The organism is Streptomyces sp. NBC_01433, from assembly GCF_026340105.1.
Lineage (GTDB): Bacteria > Actinomycetota > Actinomycetes > Streptomycetales > Streptomycetaceae > Streptomyces.
In genome coordinates, this window is sequence record NZ_JAPEPM010000001.1 from 5,193,181 (window position 1) to 5,204,670 (window position 11,490).

Annotated in this window: 9 protein-coding genes; all 9 read left to right on the top strand. The window is 71.1% G+C overall.

The window, feature by feature from the left end; translation table 11 throughout:
* The first annotated feature begins 269 nt into the window (after nt 1-269).
* Entirely contained in the window at nt 270-1,934 is a 1,665-nt protein-coding gene (locus OG413_RS23390; protein ID WP_266808465.1) for a CTP synthase, read from the top strand.
* 82 nt (nt 1,935-2,016) lie between these two features.
* Entirely contained in the window at nt 2,017-2,643 is a 627-nt protein-coding gene (locus OG413_RS23395) for an NUDIX hydrolase (protein WP_266808467.1), read from the top strand.
* A gap of 178 nt (nt 2,644-2,821) precedes the next feature.
* Complete coding sequence (locus OG413_RS23400; protein ID WP_266808468.1) at nt 2,822-4,888, top strand: tetratricopeptide repeat protein; 2,067 nt, start codon at nt 2,822-2,824, stop codon at nt 4,886-4,888.
* A 143-nt stretch (nt 4,889-5,031) separates the two neighbouring features.
* Nucleotides 5,032-6,147: an alanine dehydrogenase gene (gene ald / locus OG413_RS23405; RefSeq protein ID WP_266810319.1), complete on the top strand. Its 1,116-nt coding sequence runs from the start codon at nt 5,032-5,034 to the stop codon at nt 6,145-6,147.
* A 368-nt stretch (nt 6,148-6,515) separates the two neighbouring features.
* Nucleotides 6,516-7,634, top strand: a complete 1,119-nt coding sequence (locus OG413_RS23410) for a ParA family protein (RefSeq protein WP_266808470.1) — start codon at nt 6,516-6,518, stop codon at nt 7,632-7,634.
* Nucleotides 7,631-8,248, top strand: a complete 618-nt coding sequence (locus OG413_RS23415) for a hypothetical protein (RefSeq protein WP_266810321.1) — start codon at nt 7,631-7,633, stop codon at nt 8,246-8,248. Before OG413_RS23410 ends, OG413_RS23415 begins: the two co-directional genes overlap by 4 nt.
* A gap of 157 nt (nt 8,249-8,405) precedes the next feature.
* On the top strand, nt 8,406-9,464 hold the full coding sequence (locus OG413_RS23420) for a ScpA family protein (RefSeq protein ID WP_266808472.1): 1,059 nt from the start codon (nt 8,406-8,408) through the stop codon (nt 9,462-9,464).
* The gene (scpB, locus tag OG413_RS23425) at nt 9,461-10,126 is read left to right on the top strand and encodes an SMC-Scp complex subunit ScpB (RefSeq protein WP_266808474.1); all 666 of its coding nucleotides are present in this window, start codon (nt 9,461-9,463) and stop codon (nt 10,124-10,126) included. Before OG413_RS23420 ends, scpB begins: the two co-directional genes overlap by 4 nt.
* Nucleotides 10,126-11,412, top strand: coding sequence for a pseudouridine synthase (locus tag OG413_RS23430; RefSeq protein ID WP_266808476.1), 1,287 nt, complete (start codon nt 10,126-10,128; stop codon nt 11,410-11,412). Before scpB ends, OG413_RS23430 begins: the two co-directional genes overlap by 1 nt.
* Nucleotides 11,413-11,490 lie beyond the last annotated feature (78 nt).

The following is an 11,490-nucleotide window of genomic DNA, read 5'->3' on the forward strand; positions in this document are numbered from 1 at the left end:
CACCAGCAAGATCCGCGCGACGGTCGTCGCAATACGTCTGAGCCGAACGGGTGGGACGTGAAACCAGTGCGGTGAACTTGTGATGCCAGTGTGAGGGGTGTGGTCGGAAGCAGCCTCCCGCCGTCGCTGTTACCCTGGTAGCCCGTGGACCGGTGGTCGTTCGCGACAGCGGACGAGGCCCCCGAACCGCAGCGACGGCACCTCCGGATTCTCCGGTTCGGCAGCCGGTACGCACCTCATCATCGCGACCACGGGAGCCCCCTTTGGCTATGCAGCCCACATCCACGACGACCAAGCACATCTTCGTCACCGGGGGTGTCGCCTCCTCCCTCGGCAAGGGTCTGACTGCCTCCAGCCTGGGTGCCCTGCTCAAGGCGCGGGGCCTGCGGGTCACCATGCAGAAGCTCGACCCCTACCTCAACGTCGACCCCGGCACGATGAACCCCTTCCAGCACGGTGAGGTGTTCGTCACCAACGACGGCGCCGAGACCGACCTGGACATCGGCCACTACGAGCGCTTCCTCGACGTCGACCTCGACGGCTCGGCCAACGTCACCACCGGCCAGGTCTACTCCCAGGTCATCGCCAAGGAGCGGCGCGGCGAGTACCTCGGCGACACCGTCCAGGTCATCCCGCACATCACCAACGAGATCAAGCACCGCATCCGCCGCATGGCGACCGACGACGTCGATGTCGTCATCACCGAGGTCGGCGGCACGGTCGGTGACATCGAGTCGCTGCCGTTCCTGGAGACCGTCCGCCAGGTCCGCCACGAGGTCGGCCGCGACAACGTCTTCGTCGTGCACATCTCGCTGCTGCCCTACATCGGCCCCTCCGGCGAGCTGAAGACCAAGCCCACCCAGCACTCCGTGGCTGCCCTGCGCAACATCGGCATCCAGCCGGACGCCATCGTGCTGCGCGCCGACCGTGACGTGCCCACCGCCATCAAGCGCAAGATCTCGCTGATGTGCGACGTGGACGAGGCCGCCGTGGTGGCCTGTGTGGACGCCAAGTCGATCTACGACATCCCGAAGGTGCTGCACACCGAGGGCCTGGACGCCTACGTCGTGCGCAAGCTCGACCTGCCGTTCCGGGACGTCGAGTGGACCACCTGGGACGACCTGCTGGACCGGGTGCACAACCCCGACCACGAGGTCACCGTCGCGCTCGTCGGCAAGTACGTCGACCTGCCGGACGCCTACCTCTCGGTCACCGAGGCCATCCGGGCCGGCGGCTTCGCCAACAAGGCCCGCGTCAAGGTCAAGTGGGTCGCCTCCGACGACTGCAAGACCCCGGCGGGTGCCGCGAACCAGCTCGGCGACGTCGACGCGATCTGCGTCCCCGGCGGCTTCGGCGACCGCGGTGTCAACGGCAAGATCGGCGCCATCCAGTACGCCCGTGAGAACAAGGTGCCGCTGCTCGGCCTCTGCCTGGGCCTGCAGTGCATCGTGATCGAGGCGGCGCGCAACCTCGCCGAGATCCCCGACGCCAACTCCACCGAGTTCGACGCCGCCACCGCGCACCCCGTCATCTCCACGATGGAGGAGCAGCTCGCGTACGTCGAGGGCGCGGGCGACCTGGGCGGCACCATGCGGCTCGGCCTCTACCCGGCCAAGCTCGCCGAGGGCTCTCTCGTGCGCGAGGCGTACGACGGCCAGCCGTACGTGGAGGAGCGTCACCGCCACCGCTACGAGGTAAACAACGCCTACCGCGCCGAGCTGGAGAAGAGGGCCGGACTGGTCTTCTCCGGCACCTCCCCGGACAACAAGCTCGTCGAGTACGTCGAGTACCCGCGCGAGATCCACCCCTACCTGGTCGCCACGCAGGCGCACCCGGAGCTGCGGTCCCGCCCGACCCGCCCGCACCCGCTCTTCGCGGGTCTGGTGAAGGCGGCCGTGGAGCGTCAGCTGGCCGCTCGCGCGACGGGCGAGTAACACCGAGGCACTACGGTTGACCGGGGTACGGATCCTTCACGGACGCGTACCCCGGTTTCTGTTTGTTCGTGGGAGGACGTACATGGGTTTCCAGGACACGCCCGAGGAGTGGCAGGTCACCTCGACGGTGACGCCCTTCACCGGTAAGAAGACCAGCGTCCGCACCGATGACGTGGTGATGCCCGACGGCACCGTCGCCCGCCGCGACTATCAGGTCCACCCCGGTTCCGTCGCCGTCCTCGCCATCGACGAGGAGAACCGCGTCCTCGTCCTGCGGCAGTACCGGCACCCGGTGCGCCACAAGCTCTGGGAGATCCCGGCCGGTCTGCTCGACATCCCCGGCGAGAACCCGCTGCACGCGGCCCAGCGCGAGCTGTACGAGGAGGCGCACGTCAAGGCCGAGGAATGGCGGGTGCTGACGGACATCTACACCACGCCCGGCGGCAGCGACGAGGCCGTACGCGTCTTCCTCGCCCGGAACCTCTCCGAGGCCGAGGGCGAGCGGTACGCGGTCTCCGAGGAGGAGGCCGACATGGAGCAGGCCCGGGTGCCGCTGACGGAGCTGGTACGCGGGGTGCTCGCCGGGGATCTGCACAACTCCTGCCTGGTGGTGGGCGTGCTCGCGCTCACCGCGACGCTCGCGGGCGAGGGAGTGGACTCGCTGCGCCCGGCCGAGGCACCCTGGCCCGCCCGGCCGTTCGAGGCCTGACGGGCCGTCGGCCATCGCTTTCCGGGGCCCCCGGTCGGACGATCGTAAAGAACGCTGATCCGATCGGGGGACCTTCCCGCCCTGCTCCGCCATGATCGTCCGCACCCCTGAACTACGCTCGGAAGCTCCCGACCGGAGTTCCGGCGGGCACCGCGTGCAGCGAAGTGGAGCGTGGCTCGTGACGGATCAGGCGGTGGACACCAGCGGCCCGGCCCGGACTGCGGGGACCGAGGAGCCGTCCGGCGCCGCCCCACCCCAATTCTTCGGCCGGGAACGAGAGTTGAAGGCCCTGCGGGCCGACATCGAGCGGGCCGGGCTGGACACGCTGGCCGGCCGCAAGATCCCGCGCGCCCGGGTCCTGCTGATCGCGGGACGCCCCGGCTCCGGCCGCAGCGCACTCGCCGCGGAGCTCGCTCGACGGCTCGCGGGGACCGGCGACTACCCCGACGGAGTGCTCCGTGCCGGGCTCACCGACCCAGGCGGCGAACGCGTGCCCACCGAGCGCACCGCCCGCGACATCCTCGACCTGCTCGACGTGCCCGCCCCGCCCGGCGCCGATCAGGACGAACTCTCCGAGATGGTGCGCGAGGCCCTCGCCGTACGCCGGGTCCTGCTGCTGCTCGACGACGCCGTGGACGCCGAACAGGTGGACCCGCTGCTCCCCGACAACCCGGACTGTCTGGTCGTCGCCACCGCGACGGGCCCGCTGACCGGCATCCCCGACGTGCGCCCCTGCACCATCGGCGGGCTCGACGTGGGCTCCGCCGTACGGCTGCTCGGCAGCCTCATCGGCCAGGTCCGCATCACCGTCGACCCGCTGACCGCGGAGAGCCTCTCCGAGGAGTGCGGGGGACAGCCCGCCGCCCTCGTCCTGATCGGCGGCTGGCTCGCCGCCCGCCCGGGGGCCTCGGTCGCCGATGTCGCCAAGCGGCTGCACACACTGCCGGAGACCGGTGACCAACAGCCCGCCGGTGCACGCCCGTTGGCCCGCGCCTTCCGGCTGGTCCACGACTCCCTCCCGCAGGCCGCCGCCCGGATACTGCGCCTTCTCGCACTCGCGCCCGCCGGGCTCGCCGACGCCCACACCGCCTCCGCGCTGGCCGGCTGCTCGGTGACCGCCGCCCAGTCGACCCTGGGCGACTTCGCGAAGCTGGGGCTGCTGCGGACGAACGGTGCGGCGCAGCCCCAGTACGAGGTGCCCGGCTGCCTCGCCCCTTTGCTGCGGGCCCTGTTGGAGGACCGCGACCGCCCGGCCGAGATCCAGCTGGCCAGGGCCCGGATGCTGGAGCGGACCGTGCGCAGGCTCCAGTCCTGCAGGGCGGTCACCGAGCCGGAGGGCTCCGCCGCCCGCCGCAAGCTCGCCGGACTGCCCCGCTCGCTGCGCTTCCCCAATGCCGAGGAGGCCGCCGCATGGCTGCGGGTCCGCCAGCCCGCCCTGCTCGCCTCGGCCAGGATCGCCGTCGAGGACGGTGAACTCGACACCCTGGCACGGAGGTTGGTGGCGGCGCTGGTGCGGGCACTGGCTGCGCACCGGGGCACCGAGGCCGCCGCGCCCGAGCTGTACGGGCTGCACGGCCTGGTCCTGGATGTGGCCGAGCGCCGCGAGCTGCCCCGGGAGCGGGCCGCCGCGCTGCTCAACCTCGCCGATCTGGACGCCAGGACCGGCCGCACCGAGGAGGCGCTGACCCGCTACCGGGCCGCGCTGGACGCGGGCCGGGAGGCGAAGGACCTGTACGCGACCGGCCGCGCGATGGAATCCGTAGGAGGTGCCTACGTGGAGCTCGGGGACTTCCACCGGGCCTCCGACTGGTACGGCCGGGCGCTCGCCCAGCGCCTCACCCAGGGGGAGCGGGCGGACGAGGCGCGGCTGTACGGGCGGCTCGGCGCCGTCCACACGTACGCCGGGCGTTACGGAGAGGCACTGCGGAACTGGCGGGCGGCGGCGTCCGGCTATCGCAGGCTCGGTGACCTGCCCGCCCAGGCGCGGGCGCTCAGCGAGGCGGCGCGGGTGCAGGAGTACGCGGGGCGCCCGCAGGACTCGCTGCACACCTGCCGGGAGGCCGTCGAGCTGGCCCGGAAGGCCGAGGACGTGCGGCTTCAGGCGGCGCTCCAGCTCAGGCTGGCCGACACGCTGGACCGGCTCGGAGACCCGGCGGCGGCCGGGCTGCACAGGGGTGCGGCCGACAGATTGCTGGGCGAGGAAGGATCTACCTACGAAATCCGTAGTGTCACGACTGAAAATTAATGCTTTGTAAGGCTAGACAGCGCGAAGTCCTTCATTAGACTGGCTCTGCCGCGTTCCTTCGTGGCGTCTCCATTTACGCTGTGTATATCCGGGTATGTCCACTTCTGCCCTGGTAACCCTCCGAGCCAAGGACCGTGATCGACGTGAAGGTCGGCATCCCCCGCGAAGTCAAGAACAACGAGTTCCGGGTGGCGATCACCCCTGCCGGAGTGCATGAGCTCGTCCGTCACGGCCACCAGGTCCTGGTCGAGCGGAACGCCGGTGCCGGTTCCTCCATCACGGACGAGGAGTACGTCGCCGCGGGGGCGCGGATCCTGCCCACCGCCGACGAGGTGTGGGCCGCCGCCGATCTGCTGCTGAAGGTCAAGGAGCCGGTCGCCGAGGAGTACCACCGCCTGCGCAAGGGGCAGACGCTCTTCACGTACCTCCACCTCGCCGCCTCCCGCGAGTGCACGGACGCGCTGCTGGAGTCCGGCACCACCGCCATCGCGTACGAGACGGTCGAGACCGCGAACCGCGCGCTCCCGCTGCTCGCCCCGATGTCCGAGGTCGCGGGCCGGCTGGCCCCGCAGGTCGGCGCGTACCACCTGATGCGCTCGGTCGGCGGCCGCGGCGTGCTGCCGGGCGGCGTCCCCGGTACGGCGGCCGGCAAGGCCGTGGTCATCGGCGGTGGCGTCTCCGGCTGGAACGCCACGCAGATCGCCGTCGGTCTCGGCTTCCACGTCACGCTGCTCGACAGGGACATCAACAAGCTGCGCGAGGCCGACAAGATCTTCGGCACCAAGGTGCAGACGGTCGTCTCCAACGCCTTCGAGCTGGAGAAGGCGGTTGTCGAGGCGGACCTCGTCGTCGGTGCCGTGCTGATCCCCGGCGCGAAGGCCCCGAAGCTGGTCACCAACGAGCTCGTCGCCAAGATGAAGCCCGGAAGTGTACTTGTCGACATTGCAATTGATCAGGGCGGTTGCTTCGAGGACTCGCATCCGACGACGCACGCCGAGCCGATCTTCATGGTCCACAACTCGGTCTTCTACTGCGTCGCGAACATGCCGGGCGCGGTGCCGAACACCTCCACGTACGCCCTCACCAACGCCACGCTGCCGTACATCGTGGAGCTCGCGAACCGCGGCTGGGCCGACGCGCTGCGCCGTGACGCCGCACTCGCCAAGGGGCTCAACACCCATGACGGGCAGGTCGTTTACCGTGAGGTGGCCGAGGCGCACGGGCTCGCGCACGTCGAGCTGAGCACCCTTCTCGGCTGACGGGTCAACGCCTTCCGTCAACCTCGTACGTCCGGCCGGACCTTGCCGAGCAAGGTCCGGCCGGACGTGTATCGGGTCCGGTGGGGGCCTTGCGCAACTCGTCTCGAACGTAACTCTTTACCCGTTTCGTGCAGCGGTGAAATGCGCGCCTTGCTCGCTGTGCACCCTTGACAGGGCGGTGTTCGATTGCCGACACATCGGGCCGGGTCCGGCGGATTGTGTTGCTGCGGACCGGTGACACGCCATAGAGTCGCCAATCGTCGGCATGGTGCCACGCTGACCTATCGATAAGTTTCCTGGTCACGTCCAAGGAGGTAAGACGACTTGTGAATGAGTCGACATTTACTCCCGGGGGTGGTCAACCAGGGATGCCTGCACGGGGTCAGGGCCCGATCGGGCTCCAAGCTGTCGGCTCCGTAGCTGTCCGCACCTTCACCACCCAACAGCACATGACGACAGCCCCCCAGATGATGGACGGCCTACACGTGAACGCCATGGCCGGCAACGAGAGTGGCCGGGACACCGCCCACTTCGCCGACTTCGCCGAGGTGCCCGAGGGGCACTTCTACGACCCCGACGCCGAGTACGAGCCCGACCCGGAGTACGCGGCCACCCTCGCGCCCGACGCCGCGCGCCAGCGCCGCGAGCGGATCGGCCCGACCGGGCGGCCCCTGCCGTACTTCCCGATCCCGGGCCCGTTGACCGATCACGGCCCCGCGAAGATCATCGCGATGTGCAACCAGAAGGGCGGCGTCGGCAAGACCACGTCGACCATCAACCTGGGCGCCGCACTCGCGGAGTACGGGCGACGCGTCCTGCTCGTCGACTTCGACCCGCAGGGTGCCCTGTCGGTCGGTCTCGGGGTCAACCCGATGGAGCTCGACCTCACGGTCTACAACCTGCTCATGGAGCGGGGCATGTCGGCCGACGAGGTCCTGCTGAAGACCGCCGTACCCAACATGGACCTGCTGCCGAGCAACATCGACCTCTCGGCCGCCGAGGTGCAGCTGGTCAGCGAGGTGGCCCGGGAGTCGACCCTCCAGCGCGCCCTGAAGCCGCTGATGGCCGACTACGACTACATCGTGATCGACTGTCAGCCCTCGCTCGGCCTGCTGACCGTGAACGCCCTGACGGCGGCCCACAAGGTCATAGTGCCGCTCGAATGCGAGTTCTTCGCGCTGCGCGGAGTGGCGCTGCTCACCGAGACCATCGAGAAGGTCCAGGAGCGGCTCAACCCGGAACTGGAGCTCGACGGCATCCTCGCCACCATGTACGACTCCCGTACGGTGCACAGCCGCGAGGTCCTCGCCCGGGTCGTCGAGGCCTTCGACGACCACGTCTACCACACGGTCATCGGACGCACGGTGCGCTTCCCGGAGACCACGGTCGCCGGTGAGCCCATCACCACGTACGCCTCCAACTCGGTCGGTGCCGCAGCCTATCGACAGCTCGCCAGGGAGGTGCTCGCCCGGTGTCACGCCGAGTGAGTCTGCCGGGGGCCGACGAACTGTTCCGCACCACCGGTGGGATGGGGCTCCAGGCGTCATCCCCCGCGGAGCGGCGACGCAAGGCGAACGCCGAGGGACGGGTGCCCGCACCGGCGGGGGAGGGCGATTCCGCGACGGACGCGTCCGCTCCGGACGGTTCCGGCGGCGGTTCGGCCGACCGGTCCGCGGCCCGTGCCCGGGAGGAACACTCGGCGGCCGGTGCCGACGGGGGCGAATCGCGCAGCCGCGACGCCGAGGGCGACCGGTCCGCGGCGGGCGGCAGGGCAGTCCCCGGGTCCCGTTCCGCCTCACCGGCCTCTCCCGCCTCGCAGGAGCAGGCCCCCGCCGTCCAGCAGCAGCAGCGCAGGCGCGGCGGCGGGCGTGGTGCCAATCGACGGCCCAGCGGCCGGGAGCGCCACGACGAGAAGATCACCGTCTATGTGTCGGCCGAGGAACTGATGGACCTCGAACACGCCCGTCTCGTCCTGCGCGGCGAGCACGGGCTCGCGGTCGACCGCGGGCGGATAGTGCGTGAGGCGGTCGCGGTGGTGCTGGCCGATCTGGAGTCCCGCGGCGACGCGAGCATCCTCGTACGGCGGCTGCGCGGCCGCTGAGCGGTACGGCGCCGGTAGCCTGCCCGTCAGGGCCCGCGCCGACCGCCGGGCCCGCCTCTCCACGCCCGTGCGGGGCCGGGGTCCCCTCCGGGCGTCCCGTCCCGCCCGTGCCGGGGCCGCCACCGCCCGCCCGTTCTTCCCGCACCCCTGGACCGCGATGCCCGTGACCGACGACTCCGCCAGCCCGCGCCGCCGTGCTCTCGGCCGCGGGCCCGGCGGCGCCGCGTCCTGGGGGCCGCCGCCGCCCGAAGCCGAAGCGGCCCCCGTACCGGAGGCCGTTGCCGTACCGGAGGCCGTTCCTGAGGGCGCTCCCGTATCGGAGCCGGAGCCGGAGCCCGAACCTGCGGTCGCGACCGTGTCCGAGCCCGTGGCGGAGCCGGTGCCGGGGGGCGGGTCCGCTGCCGACGACAAACGCTTCACCGTGCGGCTCGCGAACTTCGAAGGGCCCTTCGACCTTCTCCTCCAGCTGATCTCGAAGCACAAGCTCGATGTGACCGAGGTCGCCCTGTCCAAGGTCACCGACGAGTTCATGGCGTACATCCGCGCCATGGGGGCGGACTGGGATCTCGACCAGACCACCGAGTTCCTCGTCGTCGCCGCCACCCTGCTGGACCTGAAGGCCGCCCGGCTGCTGCCCACCGCCGAGGTGGAGGACGAGGCGGACCTGGCGCTCCTGGAGGCCCGGGACCTGCTCTTCGCGCGGCTGCTCCAGTACCGCGCGTACAAGCGGATCGCCGAGATCTTCAACGGCCGGCTGGAGTCCGAGGCCCGCCGCTACCCCCGTACCGTCGGTCTCGAACCGCACCACGCCGCGCTGCTGCCCGAGGTCGTCATCAGCATCGGTGCCGAGGGATTCGCGCGGCTCGCGGGGAAGGCGATGCAGCCGAAGCCCAAGCCCCAGGTGTACGTCGACCACATCCACGCGCCGCTGGTGAGTGTGCGCGAGCAGGCGGAGATCGTGGTGGCGCGGCTGCGCGGGGCGGGCGAGGTCAGCTTCCGCGTGCTCGTCGAGGACGCGCCGGACACCCTCACGGTCGTCGCCCGGTTCCTCGCCCTTCTGGAGCTGTACCGGGAGAAGGCCGTCACGCTCGACCAGGAGGAGGCGCTCGGCGACCTCCTCGTGCGCTGGTGCGGCGGGGAGGGGGCGGAGCCCGCGGTGACGGACGAGTTCGACCAGGAGATCCACGCGGCGGCCGAGGAGGACACGGAGACATGAGCGCGCACCGCGGGGACGGCGACGAGGACCGGGACACGGGCACGGTCGCCGCCCTCGACCTGAAGCCCGCCCTGGAGGCGGTCCTGATGGTCGTCGACGAGCCCGCCACCGAGGAACACCTCGCCAAGGTCCTCCAGCGGCCGCGCGGGGCCGTGGCGGACGCGCTGCGGGAGCTGGCCGACGAGTACACCGTGCAGCGGCGCGGCTTCGATCTGCGGCTCGTCGCGGGCGGCTGGCGGTTCTACACGCGGCCCGAGTACGCGGAGGCGGTCGAGGGCTTCGTCCTGGACGGTCAGCACGCCCGTCTCACCCAGGCGGCTCTGGAGACGCTCGCGGTGGTCGCGTACCGCGGGCCGGTGAGCCGTTCACGCGTCTCGGCGGTGCGCGGAGTGAACTGCGACGGCGTGATGCGGACCCTCCTGCAGAGGGGTCTGGTCGAGGAGGCGGGCGCGGAACCCGAAACAGGTGCGATCCTGTACAGGACGACGAACTACTTTCTGGAGCGTATGGGCCTGCGAGGCCTGGACGAGCTCCCGGAGCTCGCGCCCTTCCTCCCGGAGGCGGACGCGATCGAGGCTGAGACGCTAGAGGGTGTGCCGTCGTTCGATCCGGACGCACCGGACACCCCGGATACTCACGCACACGACAAGACGGATTTTTGATGCGAAGCAGTGGCAGGAACAGCGGAAGCGGCGGCGGCAGCGGCAGCGGCGGCAGCAGGAGCGGCGGAAACAGCGGCGGCAGGAGCAGCGGCGGCGGCAGCAGGAGCGGCGGCAGCGGCGGCGGCAGGAGCAGCGGCGGAAGCAGCGGCGGCGGCAACCGGAACCCCCGGAGCGGCAGCGGCGGATCCGGCGGATCCTTCCGGCCGAAGGGCCAGGGCAGTGGCCAGGGCGGTCAGGGCGGTCAGGGCGGCGGCCAGGGCGGGCGCGACGACAAGCAGGAGCAGCGCCCCCGCCGTCCCCGTCCCGAGGAGCGCCGCTACGACGTCGGCGCCGACAAGCCGGGCGGCGACGGCGGCCTCCGCAAGGGGCGCGGCGCCGCGGCCCGCGGTGGCGCCAAGGGCGGCCCGAAGGCCTCGCAGGGCGCCGGCAGGATCACCCGGCGCGCCCCGTACGGCGCCCCGGCCCGTCCGCGTGAGCTCGACGCCAAGATCGAGCAGCGCAACCGGGACAGGTACGCGAACAAGCCCGACCTCAAGCTGCCCAAGACCCACCCGGGCGCCGAGGAGGAGGGCGAGCGCCTGCAGAAGGTGCTCGCCAGGGCCGGTATGGGCTCGCGGCGCGCCTGCGAGGAGCTGATCGACCAGTCCCGCGTCGAGGTCAACGGCGAGATCGTCGTCGAGCAGGGCATGCGCGTCGACGTGCAGAAGGACGAGATCAAGGTCGACGGTCTGACCGTCGCCACCCAGTCGTACCTCTTCTTCGCGCTGAACAAGCCCGCCGGTGTCGTCTCCTCCATGGAGGACCCGGACGGCCGCCAGTGCCTCGGCGACTACGTCACCAACCGTGAGACGCGGCTCTTCCACGTCGGCCGGCTGGACACCGAGACCGAGGGCATCATCATGCTCACCAACCACGGTGAGCTGGCCCACCGCCTCACCCACCCCAAGTACGGCGTGAAGAAGACCTATCTGGCCGCCATCCAGGGCCCGCTCCCGCGCGACCTGGGCAAGCGGCTCAAGGACGGCATCCAGCTGGAGGACGGGTACGCCCGCGCCGACCACTTCCGCGTCGTGGAGAACACCGGCAAGAACTACCTGGTCGAGGTGACCCTCCACGAGGGCCGCAAGCACATCGTCCGGCGCATGCTGGCCGAGGCCGGTTTCCCGGTCGAGCGGCTGGTGCGCACGTCCTTCGGGCCGATCCCGCTGGGCGACCAGAAGTCCGGCTGGCTGCGCCGCCTCACCAACACCGAGGTCGGCATGCTGATGCGCGAGGTCGGTCTGTAGCCACCCCGGCCGGCTCCGAGGCCCGCGGCCGGTTCCTGTTCCCGATGGGCGAACAGAAACCGGCCGCGGGCCTTTCGC